We start from the raw sequence: 19,207 nt of genomic DNA on the forward strand, positions 1-19,207 counted from the left end.
CCGGTTGGCCGAGGCGCTGCTGACGAACCGGTTGGCGAACCCGGCGGACAACCTGCTCAGGTATAGGGACCCCCGAATCGGCCTCGAGCTTCCCCGGGTAGCCCAGCTGGGCTCGCGGTCCAAGCGGAGAAAGGGCTGTGGCTGCTGGGTGTTCCAGGCAGGGCTCGGCGAGGCCCAGCTTCCTTTCGCCCAAGGGGCTAGCTCTGCGGGGCCGGGATGTTGGTCACGGCGTCAAGTCGAGAAATTCCCAGTGTGCTTGGGGTTGTGCGCCGCTGAGCCATTTCCCGCAGTTCTGCAGGACCGTGGGGCTTGTGGAACTGCGCGGTGTCGACGGCGGCGTTACGTGTGCCGGATTTGGCCGCGGCGACCAACTTCAGTTCATCGAGCAGACGCCGCCCGACACCGAACGCCCAACCGGTGTGCCCGATTGCGGACATGTTGACCAAGCCGAGGCGGTAGATCGCGCCACCGTTGACCGGGTTCGTCGTCGTCGCGAGATACGTGTGCGTCGCAGGGACATACGCATCGGTGCAGTGGTAGTCAATACTGTGCGTCGCACGCAGCCCGAGCACATCCCAGTTGTCGACGAGTTCCACCTGCGACTTCGGCATCGCCAGCACCCGCAGCTCACCGCTGCCCTCGACCTGGATCGCACTGTGGATATCGGCCGCCGCAACAGCATCGAGATAGGCCGCAGTGGTGCCGGTCATCAACTGCAGCGCCATCATCGTCCAACCGGCCGCGGCATCGTGGTAGCTGACCCGCTCGACTGTCCCTATCAATTGGCGCGGGGAGAACTCGTAGCCGCCGAGGTTCTGCGGCAGCGCGGCTCCCACGCCCCAGCGCCCAGCAACGCCCGCGCGGTGTGCTGGGTGCCGAGTTTCTCGGCCGTGTCCGCGTCCGCCTCGAGCGCCCCACCGAGTGCGTCAATCCGCTCGAGCATCGCGGGAAATTCCGAGCTGACATGCAATCCGGCTGATTCCGCCGTGGATGGTCGCTCCTCGCAACTACGGCGTGTTGGGAATATGGATCGGCGTGAGTCGCTCAGGCCGTGCAGGGTTGCGACTCGTAGGATTGCTCTCCGGCATTTGGTCATGATCCTTGAGGGGGGACTCATTGTGCTGAGTGGAGTCGGCGGAGGGCGGGAGCGACGGCGAGGGGCATATGGCATCGATGCCCCGTATGCATTGTTCGGCCTCGCCTGCGGAGTCATGGGGCCGACGGTGGCGGGGATCGCCGCACTCTCGGGGCCTGGGCTGGGGGTGGCCTGGTTGCCGTTTCTGTGTGCGCTGGTGATGGCTGTCGCTTTCGTGCTGTACGCGCATGCCACCCGGCGCGGCAAGTTCGCGGTATGGGAGGAGCTGCTGGACGAGTTGGAGCTGCGGGGGGACGAGCAACTCCTGGATCTCGGGTGCGGGCGTGGTGCCGTGCTACTGGCCGGCGCACGGCGACTGCCGAAGGGCCGGGCCGTGGGCGTGGACTTGTGGCGTGGTGTTGACCAGTCGGGCAACGCCCAGAGCGCCACGTCGCGCAATGCGCAGGCTGAGGGCGTCCATAGCCGGGTGGAGCTTCGCACCGGTGACCTGCGGGACGTGCCCTTTGGCGACGGCGAGTTCGATGTCGTGCTCTCCAGCCTGGCCATCCACAACATCAAGGATGTTGAAGGACGGCGTCGGGCCGTGGCCGAGGCAGTACGTGTACTGCACCCCGGGGGGCGGCTGGTGATCGTTGACATCGGCCGCTCCGTGCCCCTTTACGGGGACATCCTGGGAGCGTTGCCGGTCAGCGGGCTCGGTGTCCGTTCGTTGGGCTGGCGCATGTGGTGGGGTGGGCCGTGGATGCGGACCCGAGTGGTCACTGCATCCCGGACAGTCGGCTGACCGGCGACGTTTCCTGAGGCCGGGCACTTGATAGCGATCAAGGCCGTGGAACGATCTTGGATTGCTCGTGGAGACCTGACGGTCGAACAGTGGCAGCGGCTGGAGCCTTTGTTGCCGCCGATACCGAAGATGGGGCGGCCGCCAAGGGACCGACGGCAGATCTTCGACGGGATCTGGTGGCGGGCGCGGACCGGCTCACCATGGCGGGACATCCCTGAGCGGTACGGGCCGTGGCAGACCGCATACGCCCTCTTTCGACGCTGGCAGATCGACGGAACCTGGGCCGCGCTCCTGGGAAAGTTGCAGGTCAAAGCGGACTCGGCTGGGCACATCGAGTGGGAGGTCTCCGTCGACTTCACGATCTGTCGGGCCCACCAGCACGCCGCCGGGGCCCGCAAAAGGGCTCCCGATCCGGGCCAGACGCGTCCCGACGGGCCGGCAGCCGAGCCGGACGACCACGCGATCGGACGCTCGCGCGGCGGCCTGACCACCAAGCTCCACCTCGCCGTCGACTCCTCCTTCCACGTCCTGGCGGCCGTGGTCACCGCCGGTCAGCGGGCCGACGCCCCAGTGTTCAGCGAGGTCATGAACCGCATCCGTGTTCCCCGGGAGGGCGGCGGACGCCCGCGTGTCCGCCCGGGCCACGTTCTCGCCGCCCGGGCGTACTCCTCCCGCGCGATCCGCGAGTACCTGCGCCGCAGGCAGATCCCGCACACCATCCCGGAGAAGCGCGACCAGGCTGGCCACCGCCTCCGACGCGGCAGCGCCGGAGGACGGCCGCCTGCCTTCGACCGCGAGATGTACAAGCGCAGGCACAAGGTCGAGTGCCGGATCGGACTCTTGAAGCAGGCCCGCGGCGTCGCGACTCGCTATGACAAGCTCGCCGTCCGCTACGAAGCCACCGTCCAACTCACCCTGATCCGCCAGGCACTGTGACCACATCTCAAACACGCCTCAGGGCGTGTCCGACGGGTCGTGGGCCTTGTACTCACTGGCCGGTCGGCTGCTGCGCTTCAGCTGCGATGCATGAAGATTGGCCTGACCTGGGCAGACTCCCGGGGTCATACTCAGCAAGATCCACAGGCTGTAGGCCTGTCGGCATGGCCGAAGGAGCGTGCATGGCGAAGATCAAGGGCCAGGTGAAGTGGTTCAACGAGTCCAAGGGGTTCGGGTTCATCACGCCCGCCGACGGCAGCAAGGACGTCTTCGTGCACTTCTCCGCGATCCAGGGCAACGGCTTCAAGTCCCTCGCTGAGGGACAGAACGTCGAGTTCGAGATCCAGGACGGCCAGAAGGGCCCGTCTGCAGTCAACGTCACGGCCATCTAAGAACGCCGGGCGCCGCCCCAGCCTTGCTTTCGCCTGGCTGGGGCGGCGCTGCTATTCACCCGCCCAACCCGTCGGACAGGCTCCAACCCGCTCTGCCTATGCAGGCCCGTGGCCGCTCAGGCGCTGTTGAACCAGGCGGTGCCAGCGGCGGCCGTCGCGCACACGTCGACGTCACCGGGCCTTCGCCGAGGCCTCGTTCGGCGCGGGCAGTGGTGTGATGCCGAGTTCGGCGGGTCGTTGGCATTGTCCGGTGCTGACCTGAGCCGGCAACGCAGGGCGCCAAAACCGGAGATCACGGCGAGTGGTGCGTAGATGCCGTCTGGACCGCGGTGGTCAGCTTCGGCTCCTGCTGGTCGTTGAAGCTGGTTAAGCCTGCTCCTGTCGCAGTGCGCGGGCCGCGCGGCGCTTGACCGTGCGGTCGAGGGTGTAGGCGATGGGCCAGAACACGACGACGGCCCAGGCGATGAAGAACATGCCATGGACGACGGGGTCGGGGGTGTCCTTGAAGACACTGATGTTGTTCTTGATCGGCTCGTCCAGGATGGAGCCGAGGACGAGCCCGACGATTAACAGTCCCGCGCTGACGCTGACCTGCACGGCCTTGGCGGGCTCTGTCTTATCGCGGGTGGTGTCCGGGGTGTTCTGGTTCTGCGTCATGGGTTCTCCTCGCCGCTGGCTGGTGTGGGTATGGCACACGGGCAATGGTGGTGTGGACGCCTTCCACCGCTGCTTCGTTGCTACCGCCGTCGGCCAAGCCGCCGTGTCGAGGTCGGGCCGGTCGTGATGCCGGCCGAGCCAGTTCTCCTTCGGCGGGTGCTTGGCCGGTGAAGCACGTAGAGCGCCTGGCGGCCGAGATACCCGGCATGGGATATGCGTCGCCGGCCAGGCACGCCGATGGCGGCGGCAGCGGAGTGTGCGGATGGTGCCGGAGCAGACGTCACGCGGGCCGAGCCCGTGCTGGTCGCCGAAGCCGGCGCCGACACCGCGGCGGATGCCGGCCGCTGTCGGCATCCCGCCCGGGCCCGCGTGTATGAGGCGCTGCGCCCTCCGGCCGGTCTGGATCTCGAACTCGACCCGCCGGTTCTCTTCGAGGGACCTGAACCCATCGCCCTGGATCTCGGAGTAGTGGACAAAGAGGTCCGGCCCACCCCCGTCCGCGGCGATGAACCCCATGCCCTTCTCCGAGCTGAACCACTTAACCGTGCCTGGCGGGCCCGGCCTCCATCCTGACCAGGACTGAGCGGCGGCGGCTCAGCGGTGAGGGATGCCGCCCAGCGCCGAGGGCGACTCCCTGGGGGGCGCCCCTGGGCCGGTGGGGCGCGAAAGAAACGGAAGCCTATGTTCTATGACGTCGGTCACAGCGCTCCGCCAACCAACCGGCACACTTAGTAGACACGGCATGGCAGATATTTGAGGATTTGTCCGTCTTGTCCCGGATGTGGATCCCGCTGCGCGTCCCGGGATTCTGCCCGGCCGGCCCGCACGCTCATTGCCCCGTGGTGTGAGGCTTCTGACGCCGCGACAGTTTCCCCTCCTGCCGCCATGTGCGGACCGGAGACCCGCGCACTGCCTTGGCGAGGTCCCGCGACCTACGAGGCGACGTAGTGGCGGGACCCTTTGCGCTCCCTGTCGAGCCGTTCTAAGAATGACGACCCACAGGACGTCGCCGCAGTTCGGAACCGCTGTTCACGCAGAGTCGAACGCGCACCGGGCGCTCGGCGTCACCGAGTGAGTAGGAGCCCCCACATGAAGTCGTCCCGAACGTCCGCGAGACTCCTCGCCCTCGCTCTCGGCCTGGGTCTGGCCTCCAGCGCGCTGGGCGCGGCGGTGCCGGCGAGCGCCCAGAGTGCCGCCACCCCGTCCGCTGCCGCCGGTACCTCCGTGGCGCGGTACGCCGGGTCGGTTGAGGAGGCTGCGAACAACAAGGCATTCTTCGAGGCCGTGCTCAAGTCGATCGCCGAGAAGCGCGCCGCCCAGCCGAACGCGCAGGCGGTGACCGTCTACTACAACGCCTCCCATGCACCGAGCTTCCGTTCACAGATATCGAGCGCGGCCTCGATCTGGAACAGCTCCGAGTCCAACGTCAAGCTCCAGGCGGCGTCGAACGGTGCCGACTTCTCCTACTACGAGGGCAACGCCCGGCGCGGGTCCTACGCCTCCACCAACGGCCACGGAAGCGGCTACATCTTCCTCGACTACACCCAGAACCAGCAGAACGACTCGGTCCGCGTCGCCACCCACGAGACCGGGCACGTGCTGGGCCTGCCGGACGACTACAGCGGGCCGTGCAGTGAGCTGATGTCGGGCGGCGGCGCCGGCCCGTCCTGCACCAACCGCTACCCGAACGCCACCGAGCGCTCGCGTGTCGACCAGCTGTGGGCCACCGGACTCGCGCAGGCCCCGGGCACCCCGCACAACCACATCCCGGACCTGCGCGAGCGGCGCGCAGGCGCCGTGCCCCGTCAGCTCGAGGCGCCGACGAAGTAGACCAACTCCAGCAAGATCAATCTCAGCGACACTTTCTGTACCTCAGCTACTCACACCTGCGGACCCCTGCGAGTTCGCGGAAACTGAAGGTTCTTCAGCGTGAACCCGAGGGTGCGGTGCCCTGATTCCGGGGGATGGACCCGTGGGTTCGCGGTCAACCCGCGGGGTCGCTCTCGGCGACCTGTTCCAGCAGGGCCCGTACGGAGTCCGCGTAGCGCACGGCGGTCTTCTCGTGGAGGCCGAGCTTGGCGGCGGCCGGCTGGATTCAATGCTCCGGTCCAGTGACGGAGCAGCCGCCCCATCGCCTTGAGGCATTGGACGGGTACCGGGGACGTGATGTCAGTGCCGCCCGCTACGTTGGTCCGTATGTTGGACAAGAGCTTCTACGACCTGGCCTTCGGCGTGGACCCGGGCGGAGCCCGCAAAGATGCCCATTTCATCAGTGCCACCTTGGACGAGGTGAAGGAGGACCTGGCGTCCGAACTCGCCGAAGAGATCAACCTGTACCTGATGTGCTGGTACGGCGCACGCCTGTCGCTGGACGTCTACCAACAGGGCGAACTGGCAGAGTCGATCGACCTCCACCCCTTCATCACGATCTCGATCCAGGGCTATCCGGATATAACCTTCGCGGGCCCGGGCGAACCGATCGGCTACGACTTCGAAGCGGACGAGGGCGAGGAGGACGACGACGAAGAGGAGGAGAACGAGGCTGACAGCCTCTCCGAGCGTATGTTCGCGGGCGAACTTGGCGACAAGGTCACGGTTTCTGTCGACTGGGCCCGTACCCACGTGCCACCTCTCACCGGCGAGGTCGTGGGACCTGACGACTCCGTGCAACTCGCACCGAGGTCGGGCTACCGCCCCCTCGCTTCATACGGCTTCTCCGACTTCGAGATGTGATGCCGTAGAGGGATCCAGGGCCGCGGCGGTGTTCCGGCGCCGGCGCCAGGTCCACCGGTGTCTTGACCGGGCCGTCCGTGCACAGCAGTGCATCCACCAGGTTGAACAGGGAATCCCGGCGACCGCTCAGGCACTCGTAGAACTCCACCTGGAAGCATGACAGCGTCGCCGTAGGCGGCCTGCGACGCATGCCGCCTACAGGTTGGCTGACCTGACCTGACCTGACCTGACCTGACCTGACCTGACCTGACCTGACCCGGGCCGGACACACCGCAGAGCCCGAGGAAGATCAGCCCTGATACCCCGGGCACCTAACCCGCGTGCGGTGGCCTTGGCCGCCGGCGGCATCGTCTCCACCACCGGCGACCTCGGCCGCTTCTTCAGCGCCCTGCTCGGCGGCGAACTCTTCTCGCCCGCCCTGCAGGCCGAGATGTGGGCCACCGTCTCGACCGTAGGCGCGGGCTGGATCCCCAACACCAGGTACGGCATGGGCACCTTCGAGCAGACCCTGCCCAACGGCGTCACCGTCTTCGGCGGCGGCGGCGCACTCAACGGCTCCTGGACATACGTGATGGGCACCCGCGACGGCAAGCGCCTGGTCGTCTGCAACGTGAACGGCGACTGGGTCAACCCGATCGCCGCCTTCTTCAAGGTACTGGAAGCGGAATTTCCCCCCGCCGAAACCCGCTGACGCACCCGACCGCGTTCAGTGCCCCTCCGCTGGGCTTTCAGCCGTCCCGGGTCGGTCCGCCGGCCAACCCGGGACGGTTCAGTCCAGCAGCGGGGGCCGCCGTCGCTCGCGTACGGCGTCGAGGCACGCAACCTCGAATCATCTCTCGCACACTTCACCCCAGCCGGTTCGGCCATTCAGCACGTCCGGCGCGCTCACCTCACAAATGCCTGGTCAGAGCGTCCAGTTCAGGACAGTGCGCGAGGGCGGACTTGAGTTTGAGCTGGCCATTTTCCGGCCGGCGCGCTGCTCGGGCGCGACTGTGGACGCCCAGCTCTCCGGACCGCTGGACGAAGTCCCGGGGCTGATCTCGCGCGAGGGCTACCGCATCCTCAAGGAGGCGCTCACCAACTCCGGCCCTTCTCCACCAGGCGGTGGGTGTCCTCGTAGCGGTGACGGCTTCGCTCGATGATGTGGGTGCGAGGCAGTTCCGGCATTGGAGACTCCATCGCGACCGGTCCACCGTGGCGTCCTCTCACTCCGCGACAAACGGGAGAAGAAGGCCACCGAGGAACCCTATTGGTGGGACCTCAACCTGACAGTGCTGGTGGCGAAGATGCTGGACTGGTTCGTCCGGCACCACCCCGACTCCGCGCAGTGGACGATCGGGGAGAGCATGCGGGCCGCGAACAGCCGTTGGGGGACTCCCGCCCCAGCTATCGGGAAGGCGCTCCGCGGCGCGCTGGCCCTGGAGGGCGAGCTGAGCGAGGGGGCTCTGAAGGGGTACTTCGGCCTCGTCATGCCCAGCAGGCATGCCTCCTGGCGACCCGGTGCCGGACCTGACACCGTCGACCGCAGACGCCCCGGCTGGCAGGTTGAGGGAAGGCGCTGGCAGGGGGAGAGCGAGGTGAGCGGCCTCGTCCCCGCTGCCAACACTCCAGGAGCAATGCGGCTGTTTGCCAGCTCACCGTGAAGGGGGTACATGCGAAGAGCCGCTTTGTGTATGACTTCGCTTTTCCCGTTCGGTGACGGTGCAGACTTGCATCCCGAACGTACGCAGCCTCCACATCTTCCGTGATGAGTTCGCGATGGCGTCGGCGTCGGGGTATTTCTTTTCGTCATGGGCGATGTTGTTGAGCGCATAGACGGTGCCGTCTGGAACGGTGAAGGTGATGGCGTATCCGCTGTATGGGGTCTCGGTGCAGGCGACCGTCCCTTTGTCGGCCTTCACCGGCCAGGCGTCGCCGAATTCTTCGGAGGTGACGGTCTGCGGATTGGTCTTCGCGGGCGGCACCTTGACGACGGCGTCGACCACTGCACCGCAGCCGCAGCCCGAGATGAGCAGTGCTGTGGTCGGGCCCGCGGCCGCTGTGGTCAGGGTGCGCGTTCGGGGGGTACGGATCGACGTTGTCATGAGGTGCCGGCCGCCTTTCGTGCTGCGCGGGTGATGCCGAAGGTGAACAGTGCTGAGGCCGCGATGCTGATGGGGAGGGTGACCAGCATGCGGTGCCATTCGAGGTAGTTGGCCCAGGACCATGGGATCAGCGGCCACAGTGTCTGCTGCATGGTGGTGCCGCCGACAAGAACTCCGAACAGGATGCCGATGACGGCGACTGTCACCGTGACGGCCAAGGTGGTGCGCAGGGCAAGCCAGAGGGTGAAGGAGGTGAGCATCGCGCTGACAAGGGTGCTGGTGAGCGCGAGGGGCCAGGCGTGGGCTGCGGGAATTCCCGCGGCCAGGTAGACGAGGGTGATCGTCACTGACATGACTGCTGCGGTGCTGACGGTGATGCCGGTGAGCGCGAGAGCCGGCCGGGTGGTTCCGGTGGGGCGGGAGGCAACGGCTCGCCAGCCCGGCCCCGCGGCCTGCCAGACCATCAGACTCAGCACGAGGGTGCCGATGGGCAGGATGAGCAGAGTGAACAACTGGATGCTGGTATTCGGGTTGTGCCAGGTCAGCCACAGTGCGATGAGGCCGATGACGGTCGGGCACAGCCACGACAGTGCGGTGCGGTGCAGCATGTCGGCCACGGCGGCCATCACGCGGGGGCCCTGGTGGGCACCGTCGGACGATTCCGTTCCAAATGCCGTCTTCGCGGGCGCCGTTGCCGCCGTGGAGGCGGCATGCTGCGGTGCGGTGCGGTGCCTGGGGTTGCGAGGGGAGGACAGGCGCAGTTGTGGCAGCAGCAGCAGGAACGGAGCGGCCAGCGCCATGCCGAGGAGGGTGGGTGGCCACGGTGAGGCGGTGGCAAGTGCGGAGTGGGTGTCCAGGGCAATGCCGTTGGCGTGGGTGCCGATGACGGGCAGCGCGCCCCGGTCCATCCAGGTGAAGGGCAGGGCTGCCCAGAAGGTGGATTCGGCGAAGCCGACGCCGGCCATGGTCCAGATGAAGCCGGCAGCGAGCACGACCGTCCAGAGGGTGTGCCGGGCCAGCCACAGGAGCAGGGCCAGCATGCCGAGTTGCCCGGCCCAGGGCACGACGACGGCTTCGAGCGCACGCAGCGCTGGTACCGGGGGGATGTCGGACAGCAGGCCGAGGAGCAGTAGGGGGGTGCCGACGCCGAGGAGGTTGAGCAGGAGCGTCTGCAGGGCCAGGGCGGTGAAGCGGCTCAGGCTGCGGTGGCGGGGGTGTACTGCCCGGTACCAGGTGCCGCCGCCGTGTGCGCTGCGGTCGATGCGGGTGGCGGTGGCGACCAGGAGCGCGGTGAGCAGCGGGCCGACGAACATCGTCCACAGGTTCTGGTAGCCGAGGATGTCGGTCCAGGATTTGCCGGTGCCGGCTCCGGTGAACATTGCGGTGTTGGCCAGGCCGAATGCCAGGCCGCCCAGTGGCAGGTAGGCGACGGTGCTGCGGCGCCAGGTGGCGAACTCGGCGCGTACGACGGCGGGGAGGCCGGGAAGGGGTGCTGGCCGTGCGGGCCCGGGGTGGGTGGCTGTGGTCATGACGTCACCGTCCGTGGCCCGTGTGTGGCGCCGGTCAGGGTGAAGTAGGCGCGTTCGAGGTCGCCGTCCGGGGCGAAGTGGGTGAGGCTGCCCTGGTAGCGCAGGCGTCCTTCGGTGATGAGACCGATATCGTCGGCGAGGGAGGCGATTTCGCCCAGCAGGTGGCTGGAGAGGACGATGGTGCGGCCGGTGTCGGTGAAGCGGCGCATCATGGTGCGCAGGGCGGCCATGCCCTCCGGGTCCAGGCCGTTTTGTGGTTCGTCCAGGATGAGCACGTCCGGGTTGCCGAGCATGGCCATCGCCAGGGCCAGGCGTCCTTTCATGCCGGTGGAGAAGCTCTTGGTCTTCTTGCGGTCCGCGGCGCTGAGTTCGACTGCTGCCAGCGCCCGGTTTATCTCGCTGTCGGGGACGCCGAGCAGGTGCGCGTGCACGGTGAGGTTCTGTCGTGCGGAGAGGTGTCCGTAGAGGCTGGGGCCGTTGATGGTGGCTCCGATGCGGGCCAGGGCCTGCCGGTTGAACGGCTGGCCGAATAACCTCACCTCTCCCGCGGTGGGGGGCAGCAGTCCCAGGAGCATCTTCAGTGTGGTGGATTTGCCTGCGCCGTTGGGGCCGAGGAGGCCGTAGATCCGGCCCGGCCAGACGGTGAGGTCGACCGAGGCGACTGCTGTCGAGCCGCGGAAGGTCTTGGAAAGGCCTGCGGTCTCGATCACGGGGAGGTTTGCCGCGGGCGGTTGGGGGGTCGGTGCCGGGTGCACGGCACTCCTTTCTGCTACATGGCGTAGCAATTCGGGGTGTGCGAATGCGTTCCACACCCTCAAGATCGTTCTACTGTTCAGTCACGGGCCGCCTGCGCTACAGCAGGACGGCCACGACACTCACGGCGGCCGCCACGGCGGCGTGCAGTCCCCACGTCTTCCAGGTCGGCATGACGCGGGGCGGGTGGCTGAGCGCCTGGGCGCGATGGATGAGTTCGGTCCCGGCGTCGAGAAAGCCGGTGCTCATGCCGGTGGCTGAGAGAGCGTGGCCGGCCGGCTGGGCCCCGGCCTCTATCCGGGCGCACAGCGCCTTGGCCACCGCTGCCGCACCGGTGTTCTTGCGAGCCTGCTGGTCGGCCCGGAGTTCGGCCGTGAGCCGCACCTCGGCGAGCACCGCCGAGCGCCCGGGAATCCACCACCAGGCCCGCAGGGCGCAGGTGGCGATGAAGATCCACAGCGGGTGGCGGGCCCTGGCGTGGGCGCGTTCATGCTCGATGATCGCGGGCGCGTCGGCGGACTCCGCCACGGCCAAGCTCAGGATGATCCGGGGCCGCATCAGCCCGACGGTGCTGGCCAGATCGTGCGGGGCCCCCTGCTCGGCTGCCACGATCCACACATCGCCGCACCGCTGAGGCTCCAGTGCCGTCACGGTGCGCGCAGCGCGCAGGGCCTGAACTGCTCCGGCCGCGAACGAGACGACCAGTGAGACCAGCGGTGCGGCCGCCAGGACCAGCATCACCTGTGCCGCGAGGGCCAGTACGGGGTGGCGGCCGTCGATGTTCGTGACGGCGTTGCTGATGCCCCAGGCCATCGGCGCCCTCCAGGGCAGCGCGTCCCGGAGGGGGCTGTTCGGCAGATAGGGAACCGCCACCGCCAGGAGGGGGGTGACGCCGGTGGCCACCGCGAAGGTGAGCCGCTCCCGCGCCGGCAGCCGGACCGACAGTCGGCGCGGCAGGTGCCACAGTCCGATGGCGGCCAGCGGGCACCACCAGGCAAGTAACACCTGCGGATATCCCAGCCAGTTCAGGCTCACCGGGCACCTCCGGCGCCGGGAGAGTCGCCGTCGGGAGAGTCCGCCTGGTCGGCGACGGCCGCCAGCAGAGCACGCACGTGGGTGAGCTGCTCGGAATCCCCCTGGACCGTCTGGACGAAGTTCGCCACGGCAAGATCGCCGAAGCCGTCCATGACCCGCCGCACCTGCTCGGCAGCCACCTGCTGGGTGACCTCGTGCCGGGACTGCTTTGCCCAGTACACGTAGGGTCGGCCTTCCTTGCGCCGGGCCAGCAGCCCCTTGACCACCAGGCGTTCCATGACCGTCTTCACGGTGGTGTAGGCCTGGCCTCCGTCAAGACGGCCGGCGCATGCAGCGACGTCCATTTCATCCGCCGACCACATGACCTCCAGGATTGCCAGCTCCAGCGGCCCGAAGTGGGCCGCCAGGCCTTGGCGCGGAGTTCCTCGACCCAATGACATGCTACGCACCATAGCAGTATCTTTCTGCTACACGCCATCGCAGATTTTTCTTGCTGGTCAGCCGCAATGTTGAACGAAGAAGTGATGTGCGGCGGGTGTCCATTCTTAAGGACGGAATGGGCACCCGCCGCGGGGCCGCGCCGCCTCGGCATCGCTGCCGGTCGGACGGGCCGCGACACAGGCCGGCCCCGCCAGGGGACCGGCTATCGCCCTGCGTGATCAGTACTCGCCGAGAGTTCCGGTTCGCCGTGCCGGGACATCCCTGTAGCGAAGATGAGCGCCCCGAGGGGCAGCATCGCCAGCGCCCACAGCGCCAACTGCGTCATCACCAGCGTTCCCCGCCAGGACGTCACCCGCCACTACTCTGCCCGCCAGGCCCTGCTCACCACCTCTGTCGAAGTCGACCATCGGGCGGATCTGGAAGAGGTTCGATCTCAAGCCCCAACTGCAGGGTTCCTTCAAGCTCTCCACCGATCCGACGGTGCCGGGCAGGAGCCAGGGCCTGGGCGATGGCGTACGCCGGATTCGGCCTGGTCTGCGCGCTGAAGGGGACTCATCTGTTCCACCACGGCGGAGTCCTGGGGCCTTCCGCGTCGGGTTGGGCAGTCACGGCAGTGGGAGCCCTGGCGGCACTGACCTGCGCGGCGGTGTCGCGCTACGGGTTGCGGCCCGCACTGCGAACGCTGCTGTGGACGGTGTGCGGCCTGGCCGGACTCGCCGCGTTCAGCCTGCTCATGGATGTGATCACGCTGATGTTCGGCCAGGGCGTGGACAGTTGGGCCTCCGCGGCGAACCACGCGCTGGCGGCGGCCGGGGCGCTCCTACTCGCGGCCACCGCCTGCTCTGATCGGCCCCTGCCTGTCGCGGCCGCTGCCCCGGTGCCCTCTACCGCACCCCGGCCGGTTCAGCTCGCCGCCTGGGCCGGCACGGTGGCCTTCCTCCCGTATGCGGCGATGAAACAGATCTGCAGCGGGCCCCGGGGTTGCCATGGTCGTACCACTGCTGCCGACAAAGCGCCGACGGCCCCGGATCTTGCTCAGGTGGAAGGAAGCAGGAAGTCGACGGTGCAGTTGATGCGCCTGCCGAGGTCGCTGAGGGTGTACCAGGAACTCGGGTTCAGCGCGGAAGGCCGGCCTGGTCGTTCAGGCCGTATTGGACACGGCATGGTACGTCTTCGCCGCCCGGGCTCGGTTACGTAGCTGAGACGAATCCGCACGCACCGCCCCGCCACCTGTCCACACAGGGGGCACTGCCTGGGCGATCACGAGCATGCCGCCTGCGTGGTCGGCAGCCGCGTCGCGCCGTGGCCCTGGGCATGGGCCGAACGGGTGCATCCTGAGCCGGTCTGCGGGGGTGGGCCGCTGTGATCGCGATCTTGCCTCGGCCGCCGGGTTATGGTCACGCGTGGAAAAGCTCCCCTGGGGCAGTTCCTGCTGCTCCCGCTGGTGTTCTTGGAGGCTCGCGGGTATGCCCCGTTCGTATGGCGGGCCGGCGGACGGCCGACGTGGCTTCCTGGCCGGGCTCCGGTCGGGAGCGGGCGCCCTGCTCGCAGCGGCCGCTGCGGTGCTGAGCACGCCGATCATCGCCACGCCCGCCGCTGCGGCCGTGCCCAGTTGCAGCGTCGGGGCTTACGTCACCGACCTCTACGCGGTGGATCCGGTCAGGCGCACCGTGAACGCGGACCTGTGGCTGTGGAGCGTATGCCCACGCAAGGATCTTGCCGCTGTCCAGCGTCTCGAGTTCACCAACGCGACGAGGACGACGCTGACCACGCCTTCCAGCGAGAAGGTGGGCAACGAGTACTGGACGCAGGTCAAAGTGTCCGGGACCTTCCGGCAGACCTTGGACCTGACGGACTTTCCGTTCGACAAACAGGTCGTCCGGATCCAGGTTGAGGAAAACGAGCTGGACGAGTCGCGATTCGTCTACCGGGCGGATGTGAAGAACTCCACGTACAACCCCAGGATCCATCCCGACGACTTCAAGATCACGAAATTCCGGATCGGTGTCGTGGACGCGCCCTACAGGACGAACTTCGGCGATCCCCGGCTCAAGCAAGGAGGCAGCAGTCGCTACTCCCAGCTGGTGATCGAGTTCCAGCTCACCCGAGAGGACATCACGAATTTCGGCAAGCAGATCCTGCCGGTATATGTGGCTTTCCTGGTCGCCCTGATCTCGTTTCTGATCTGGTCGAAGGACAACGAGGTCGCCATGGTCGCACGGCTCGGGATTCTCGGTGCCGCGCTCTTCACGATCATGCTCAACTTGCGGGCAGTCGACGAGGCGATGGGCACCTTCCTGAACGTGACGCTGGTCGAAGAGATCCACTTCATGAGCCTGCTCTACGTACTGATCGGTGTCGCCAACACCACCTACATCATGAAGCTGTTGACCGATCCCATGGCCCGACCGGCGGCGCGGCGCTTCAACAACCGCATTTTCGCCATCGCGACGGGCTTGTACCTCATCGTCAACATCGTCGCCATCTCCCTCACCGTGTCCTTCTGAGCCCGTGCACTGCTCGGCGCCGAGGCAGCCGCCAGCTCTGCAGCTGCCGCGCTCCTGACCCGAGCGATCACCCTGCGACCTCAGGTTCCGGAATCCGCCGAGCATGCGGGCGGAACCCCCTCGGGTAGTGGTAAACCTCCCCCGGCCGAGGTGGGGGACCGCGACCGCACGGACGACGACCTCGCCGCGGCCACCGCACATGTCGGAAACGCCAGGTCCGGGAGGCGGTGGAGGCTCGCAGACGCCGTCGCATCCGCACTCATACCCCCCAGTGCACTGAGCCGCGCGACTAGGTTCGCTGAGATGGAAGCCCGAATGACTGGGGTCGTTGAGAAGACGACTCGATTGAGTGCGAAGGGACAGCTGCGCAACTGCTGCTGGAACTCATAGACAAGGCCACACGGCGGAATGCGGGGACGCGAGGCAAGGCGTCGTGCATCCGGGGTACACCGCGAGAGCCCCACCCTCCCTGTACCTACAGGACCCAGGGGTAAGCAGCACAACCTGGTGACCACCAGCTCGTCTTCTCCCCAGGCGCGACGAGCGGGTCTACAGCCCCCCGGCCCATTCCAGTCCGAGTGCTGTCAGCTGCTGGAGTTTGTCAGCGGCGAGCTTGCCGCGCCTGCTCTTGGTGTTCGACAAAAACACCCCCAGCTTCACGGCATGTTCCTGGTCGTCGACGATCACGGTCTCTACGTGGCCCCTGGCGACCTTCACATGCCCTTCCCGCGCTTTGTACTGGGCCAGGGCCGCAACCCCTCGCTCGAACGATGCCGAGCCGCCCTTCGTGGCCTTCGCCGGGGCCTGCTCCACGGTGGTGGCGGGCAGCGGCTCGACGCCGAGCTCGGCCAGGCGTTCGCGCTGTCCGTCGCTCAGCTGCTCCCGAGAACGTCGCTCCGGTGAAGTTCACGCTGCATCCACTGGAGAAGGTCGCTCCAGTGAAGTCCACGTTGCTGTAGAGGAACCTCGCGTGCTCGGACGTGACGCTTCCGCCGGAGAACGTCACTCCAGCGAAAGTGACGCTGGGGCCGGAGAACTTCGCCCCGAGGAAACTGAGCCTTCCGCCGGAGCACATCGCTTCGCCGAAGCTGACTGTGCCGTAGCTGACACTGCCGAAGCGGTTCGTGATGCCGCTGAAGTGCGCCCCGTCGAAGATGACGCTGGCGCCGGAGAACCTCGTCCCATGGAAGTCGACCGTGCCTCTGGAGAACGTCGCCTGGTTGAAGCGGACCACACCCCCAGAGAACGTCGCGGCCGAGAAGTCTCCGCCGTCGAAAGTGACTCCGGTGAAGTCGAAGTCGTGGCCCTGCCAAGAGCGAGGGTGAGGGTGTTCGGGATCCAGACGGAGACGGTCGCGGATGAGGCGAATGACGGTGTGCCGGGCTTCCCGCAGAGCTAGGTAGTTGTGGCGCGCTTGCGTATCTCCTCCAGGGAGATCAGCCTCAGCGGTGTAGGGCAGTCGAAGGTAGGAACACAGGACGTCGATGCAGGTCTGGCGGAGGTCGCGGGTGGGGGCGTCGTCGGCGAGGCCGGCCAGGGCGTGCACGCCGCCGAGGCGGACCGCGGCGGAATCGTTGCCGAGCTGCCCGACGGCGGTGGCGAAGCGTTCTGTGTGTAGGCGGGTGGCCTCGCGCAGGGAGCCGTCCTCGTCGACCCGCTGGCGCCGGTAGGCCACGACCAGGGCGACCAGGGCGCCGGCCCCGGCGACCACGCCGAAGGACAGCTTCACCAGGTCGAACAGCGTTTTGGAGTCGATGCGGTGCTCTGGTTTGAGCCCCCGGGCACCGAGCAGGTCCCATCCGGTGTAGAACACCGAAGCTGCCACGAGGATGACGGTGGTGAAGGTCAGGACCCGGACGGTGCCGACCGGCCATAGGCGCAGGCCGCGCCGTTCGGTTCGGCGCCTCGGTGGATGTGCTGTCACGCACCATCAGACATTGCAGGCTCGCCATCGGTTGCGGTCCCTTCTGGCCTCTTGTCGCTACCGTGGGCACGCACGGCACCGGACCGCCCCGCACGATGCCCCAGTCGACGCCCTTGAAGCGGGCTCAGCTCAAAGGCTTCATGCCTGCCGGCGGACGGCGCCAGAGCATGTCTGCCGGCATTTTCCGTGAAAATCCAGAGGGCCGACGATCGCCAAACGCCGCCGGAACCCATGAACAAACGCTGTCGACTGAACTAGACGAAGCCACTTCGATGGCACAGGACTGTGACTGAGCGCCTACTTGGCTTGTCTGGCCAAGTTGATTCACTCCGGTGGCACGTGTGGACGGTGCCACCGGAGTGGGTTCAGCTTTGGGTGACGGCTACCAGCAGCCCGGTGACGGTGGTCATGAGCATCATTGCCGCCAGGGCCCCGGCGACCGGTGCGGACCAGTCAGGGTGCTGACGGAGCACGACCAGGGCGCCAAGCCCGACGAGCAGGGTGACAACGACCAGCAGCAGGACCAGGAGCAGGGTGATCAGGGTCATGCTCGCTTCCACCCCCGGGCGGCAGCCGCCGCGGTGCGGACCTTTTGCCGGTCGCAGAGGCTATTGAATTTGCGGCGGACCTTCTCGCCGTCGGCCGCTGGTAGCCCGACAGTGGTGGCGGCCTCGGCCCAGGTGCCCCGACCGGAGTCCGAGAATCGTGCGAGCACGACGGCGCGCTGTTCCGGGCGCAGGCCCCGCAGCACGGCGGCCACGTCTGGGTCGTCCACCAAGTGCCCTAGCGCCTCATCCTCCGTGTTGCTCCCGCTGGGCACCAGCTCCAGAAGAGTGCCCCCGGAGTCGTTCGGTTCCCCGAGCATTGCGGTGCGTCCCCTTTTGTTGCCTTTGCGTTCCCACAGCGGCTGGAGCTGCTCGTGCACGGTCTTCATCTCCCTGCCTAGTGACTCCAACACGGCGCCTTCGGAGATGAGCTGCACGGCGTTCTCGGGGGTGCCTTGCTCGTCCAGGACGTGGGGCCAGTCCCCCATGAGCGCCGTGGAGGCCGCCTCCCGCCACTGCGCGTCGTGCTTCGCTGCCGGTTTCCGTAGCCAGTGCTGGGCGAAGCTGTCGATCTGCGGATCGCGGCCGTTGACCGCCGCGTCCCGGGCGGCCGCGGCGGCGAACACCACGCATGCCGCGGCGGGGTCGTGCGAGTGGACCCGCAGCACGATCGACACCGTTCCGTCATGGGCGGAGAACTGTACGGCGTAGCAGGGCTTGCCGTCGGAGGGCGCGGGCCCGGTGGGCCACCCCTCCGTACCACTCCAGACCCGGCAGCCGCACTCGTGCTGGATGTCGGGGGTGTGGTGCTCCTCGCATCGCACTGCCCACCGGATCCGCAGGTCGGCCACGATCTGAGTGCCGGGTGCCAACTGCCGCATCTTGCCCGAATTCTTGAGCAGCAGGTCAACGACCTCCCGCAAGAGCCCCGGCAGTGGGGCCGACAGGTCCGCCGCGGCAGCGGGAGCGGTCGGCGGTTGCTCGGCGGGTGGGGCGGTCATGGAGCCTCCTTGAGAGTTGAGTTGAGCTTCTACTTCTGGGCCCGGCAGGGCTGTCAACCGACAAGAAATCTCAGCGATCTCATTGTGACCTCCGCCACAGTGGGTATTTGTGCAGGTCAACCGCGGTGCCCCGTGAGGCGCACGTGGCCCCTCGATTAGTGCATCCAGCGACATGGTCAGGCCCGCCTGTGGTGCCGCCCGTCGCACAGGATCGTGCACTCCCTGCAAGTCCCGGAGGGCGTACGGATGGCGGGGCCCTGGAAGCTGCTGTCCGGCTACCGCATGGTCGGCAACTGGCGTGCATCGGGCCGCAGTCCGATGAGCCAGGGCCGTCGGGTGCTGTTCAACCCGAAGTGCGCAAAGGAGAGGGGCTCGGAGTTATGGGCGGTCAGATAGGTCAGCGCATGGTGCTGCTCTTGCTCGCCGGCAGCGGGGCAACGTATGCAGCCCTCGAGCACCCATCATTCGGCACTGCCCTCTTGACCGGAGTCGGAGTGGTGACGCTGCTTCATCTCCTGATGGGGGACCGATGACCAGGGCGCGCATACCTGTCCTGGTCAAACTTCCGTGGCACGCACTCAGCCTTCGCTGTCACAGGGCATGTTGTCCGCTGTCATCCAAGCGAGGCGTTTGACGGTGAACCCAGTCGTTCGGGCTTCTTGTCGTCGAACCTGGTCGTGTGAGGTAGACGCGCTGGGGGTTGGGTGGCTGTATCGGCTGGAGTGGAGTCCGCGGGGCCGTACGTTGAGCTGCCGTACACGGGCCCCGTACGCGAGCGCGTAGGTCGCCT

Annotated in this window: 18 protein-coding genes and 3 pseudogenes; 9 read left to right on the forward strand and 12 right to left on the reverse strand. The window is 67.4% G+C overall.

Going from position 1 to position 19,207, the window contains the following annotated elements:
* Positions 1–197: 197 nt before the first annotated feature.
* Positions 198–836, reverse strand: a complete 639-nt coding sequence (locus ACZ4S3_RS37480) for a hypothetical protein (protein ID WP_467942948.1) — start codon at positions 834–836, stop codon at positions 198–200.
* Positions 837–1,211: 375 nt separating this feature from the next.
* Here ACZ4S3_RS37480 and ACZ4S3_RS37485 point away from each other — a divergent pair, with 375 nt between their 5' ends.
* The 3 genes from ACZ4S3_RS37485 (at position 1,212) to cspE (ending at position 3,208) form a co-directional block, all read left to right on the forward strand.
* Positions 1,212–1,880, forward strand: coding sequence for a class I SAM-dependent methyltransferase (locus ACZ4S3_RS37485; protein ID WP_467942950.1), 669 nt, complete (start codon positions 1,212–1,214; stop codon positions 1,878–1,880).
* A gap of 60 nt (positions 1,881–1,940) precedes the next feature.
* Entirely contained in the window at positions 1,941–2,816 is an 876-nt protein-coding gene (locus tag ACZ4S3_RS37490; protein ID WP_467942993.1) for an IS5 family transposase, read from the forward strand.
* A 182-nt stretch (positions 2,817–2,998) separates the two neighbouring features.
* Positions 2,999–3,208 carry a transcription antiterminator/RNA stability regulator CspE gene (gene cspE, locus ACZ4S3_RS37495; RefSeq protein ID WP_467942952.1) on the forward strand — a complete coding sequence of 70 codons (210 nt, stop codon included), beginning with the start codon at positions 2,999–3,001 and terminating at the stop codon, positions 3,206–3,208.
* 366 nt (positions 3,209–3,574) lie between these two features.
* Here cspE and ACZ4S3_RS37500 read toward each other — a convergent pair whose 3' ends face one another.
* Positions 3,575–3,865: a hypothetical protein gene (locus tag ACZ4S3_RS37500; protein ID WP_467942954.1), complete on the reverse strand. Its 291-nt coding sequence runs from the start codon at positions 3,863–3,865 to the stop codon at positions 3,575–3,577.
* A gap of 360 nt (positions 3,866–4,225) precedes the next feature.
* Positions 4,226–4,414 (reverse strand): annotated as a pseudogene (locus tag ACZ4S3_RS37505) (cold shock domain-containing protein); the annotation flags it as partial.
* A 540-nt stretch (positions 4,415–4,954) separates the two neighbouring features.
* On the opposite strand from ACZ4S3_RS37505, the gene snpA reads away from it, so the two are divergent.
* The 4 genes and pseudogenes from snpA (at position 4,955) to ACZ4S3_RS37525 (ending at position 8,241) form a co-directional block, all read left to right on the forward strand.
* Positions 4,955–5,695, forward strand: a complete 741-nt coding sequence (snpA, locus tag ACZ4S3_RS37510) for a snapalysin (protein WP_467942956.1) — start codon at positions 4,955–4,957, stop codon at positions 5,693–5,695.
* Positions 5,696–6,061: 366 nt separating this feature from the next.
* Positions 6,062–6,598, forward strand: coding sequence for a hypothetical protein (locus tag ACZ4S3_RS37515; RefSeq protein WP_467942958.1), 537 nt, complete (start codon positions 6,062–6,064; stop codon positions 6,596–6,598).
* 286 nt (positions 6,599–6,884) lie between these two features.
* Positions 6,885–7,289 (forward strand): annotated as a pseudogene (locus ACZ4S3_RS37520) (serine hydrolase); the annotation flags it as partial.
* Between the two features lie 475 nt (positions 7,290–7,764).
* Entirely contained in the window at positions 7,765–8,241 is a 477-nt protein-coding gene (locus ACZ4S3_RS37525; RefSeq protein WP_467942960.1) for a hypothetical protein, read from the forward strand.
* On the opposite strand, the gene ACZ4S3_RS37530 is transcribed toward ACZ4S3_RS37525, so the two are convergent.
* The 5 genes from ACZ4S3_RS37530 to ACZ4S3_RS37550 form a co-directional block, all read right to left on the reverse strand.
* Entirely contained in the window at positions 8,233–8,583 is a 351-nt protein-coding gene (locus ACZ4S3_RS37530) for a hypothetical protein (RefSeq protein ID WP_467942962.1), read from the reverse strand. The two genes, ACZ4S3_RS37525 and ACZ4S3_RS37530, sit on opposite strands and share 9 nt — an antisense overlap.
* Positions 8,584–8,678: 95 nt before the next feature.
* The gene (locus ACZ4S3_RS37535) at positions 8,679–10,211 is read right to left on the reverse strand and encodes an ABC-2 family transporter permease (RefSeq protein WP_467942964.1); all 1,533 of its coding nucleotides are present in this window, start codon (positions 10,209–10,211) and stop codon (positions 8,679–8,681) included.
* On the reverse strand, positions 10,208–10,921 hold the full coding sequence (locus ACZ4S3_RS37540; protein WP_467942966.1) for an ATP-binding cassette domain-containing protein: 714 nt from the start codon (positions 10,919–10,921) through the stop codon (positions 10,208–10,210). Before ACZ4S3_RS37540 ends, ACZ4S3_RS37535 begins: the two co-directional genes overlap by 4 nt.
* Before the next feature lie 142 nt (positions 10,922–11,063).
* A complete protein-coding gene (locus tag ACZ4S3_RS37545) occupies positions 11,064–11,999 on the reverse strand; it encodes a M48 family metalloprotease (RefSeq protein WP_467942968.1) in 936 nt (311 codons plus the stop codon).
* Positions 11,996–12,439 (reverse strand): BlaI/MecI/CopY family transcriptional regulator, encoded by a 444-nt coding sequence (locus tag ACZ4S3_RS37550; protein ID WP_467942970.1) that lies wholly within the window; start codon positions 12,437–12,439, stop codon positions 11,996–11,998. The genes ACZ4S3_RS37545 and ACZ4S3_RS37550 overlap by 4 nt, the downstream gene beginning before the upstream one ends.
* Positions 12,440–12,948: 509 nt before the next feature.
* On the opposite strand from ACZ4S3_RS37550, the gene ACZ4S3_RS37555 reads away from it, so the two are divergent.
* Together ACZ4S3_RS37555 and ACZ4S3_RS37560 are read left to right on the forward strand one after the other, a co-directional pair.
* On the forward strand, positions 12,949–13,638 hold the full coding sequence (locus tag ACZ4S3_RS37555; RefSeq protein ID WP_467942972.1) for a hypothetical protein: 690 nt from the start codon (positions 12,949–12,951) through the stop codon (positions 13,636–13,638).
* 205 nt (positions 13,639–13,843) lie between these two features.
* A complete protein-coding gene (locus ACZ4S3_RS37560) occupies positions 13,844–14,947 on the forward strand; it encodes a ligand-gated ion channel (protein ID WP_467942974.1) in 1,104 nt (367 codons plus the stop codon).
* A 549-nt stretch (positions 14,948–15,496) separates the two neighbouring features.
* Here the strand turns inward: ACZ4S3_RS37560 and ACZ4S3_RS37565 are convergent.
* From ACZ4S3_RS37565 to ACZ4S3_RS37580, 4 genes and pseudogenes are all read right to left on the reverse strand, one after another.
* Positions 15,497–15,760 (reverse strand): helicase associated domain-containing protein, encoded by a 264-nt coding sequence (locus ACZ4S3_RS37565; RefSeq protein WP_467942976.1) that lies wholly within the window; start codon positions 15,758–15,760, stop codon positions 15,497–15,499.
* A gap of 409 nt (positions 15,761–16,169) precedes the next feature.
* Positions 16,170–16,871, reverse strand: a pseudogene (locus tag ACZ4S3_RS37570) (pentapeptide repeat-containing protein); the annotation flags it as partial.
* A gap of 365 nt (positions 16,872–17,236) precedes the next feature.
* Positions 17,237–17,419 carry a hypothetical protein gene (locus ACZ4S3_RS37575; protein ID WP_467942979.1) on the reverse strand — a complete coding sequence of 61 codons (183 nt, stop codon included), beginning with the start codon at positions 17,417–17,419 and terminating at the stop codon, positions 17,237–17,239.
* Positions 17,416–18,417, reverse strand: a complete 1,002-nt coding sequence (locus tag ACZ4S3_RS37580; RefSeq protein WP_467942981.1) for a hypothetical protein — start codon at positions 18,415–18,417, stop codon at positions 17,416–17,418. Before ACZ4S3_RS37580 ends, ACZ4S3_RS37575 begins: the two co-directional genes overlap by 4 nt.
* Between the last annotated feature and the right edge of the window lie 790 nt (positions 18,418–19,207).

Source organism: Streptomyces sp. NPDC028368 (assembly GCF_055565615.1).

Excerpts from the sequence above, each read along its gene's own strand:
- snpA (WP_467942956.1), top strand. The coding sequence starts at position 4,955 with ATGAAGTCGTCCCGAACGTCCGCGAGACTCCTCGCCCTCGCTCTCGGC.
- ACZ4S3_RS37515 (WP_467942958.1), top strand. The coding sequence starts at position 6,062 with ATGTTGGACAAGAGCTTCTACGACCTGGCCTTCGGCGTGGACCCGGGC.
- ACZ4S3_RS37555 (WP_467942972.1), top strand. The coding sequence starts at position 12,949 with ATGGCGTACGCCGGATTCGGCCTGGTCTGCGCGCTGAAGGGGACTCAT.
- ACZ4S3_RS37550 (WP_467942970.1), bottom strand. The coding sequence starts at position 12,439 with ATGTCATTGGGTCGAGGAACTCCGCGCCAAGGCCTGGCGGCCCACTTC.
- cspE (WP_467942952.1), top strand. The coding sequence starts at position 2,999 with ATGGCGAAGATCAAGGGCCAGGTGAAGTGGTTCAACGAGTCCAAGGGG.
- ACZ4S3_RS37575 (WP_467942979.1), bottom strand. The coding sequence starts at position 17,419 with ATGACCCTGATCACCCTGCTCCTGGTCCTGCTGCTGGTCGTTGTCACC.
- ACZ4S3_RS37580 (WP_467942981.1), bottom strand. The coding sequence starts at position 18,417 with ATGACCGCCCCACCCGCCGAGCAACCGCCGACCGCTCCCGCTGCCGCG.
- ACZ4S3_RS37500 (WP_467942954.1), bottom strand. The coding sequence starts at position 3,865 with ATGACGCAGAACCAGAACACCCCGGACACCACCCGCGATAAGACAGAG.
- ACZ4S3_RS37535 (WP_467942964.1), bottom strand. The coding sequence starts at position 10,211 with ATGACCACAGCCACCCACCCCGGGCCCGCACGGCCAGCACCCCTTCCC.
- ACZ4S3_RS37485 (WP_467942950.1), top strand. The coding sequence starts at position 1,212 with ATGGGGCCGACGGTGGCGGGGATCGCCGCACTCTCGGGGCCTGGGCTG.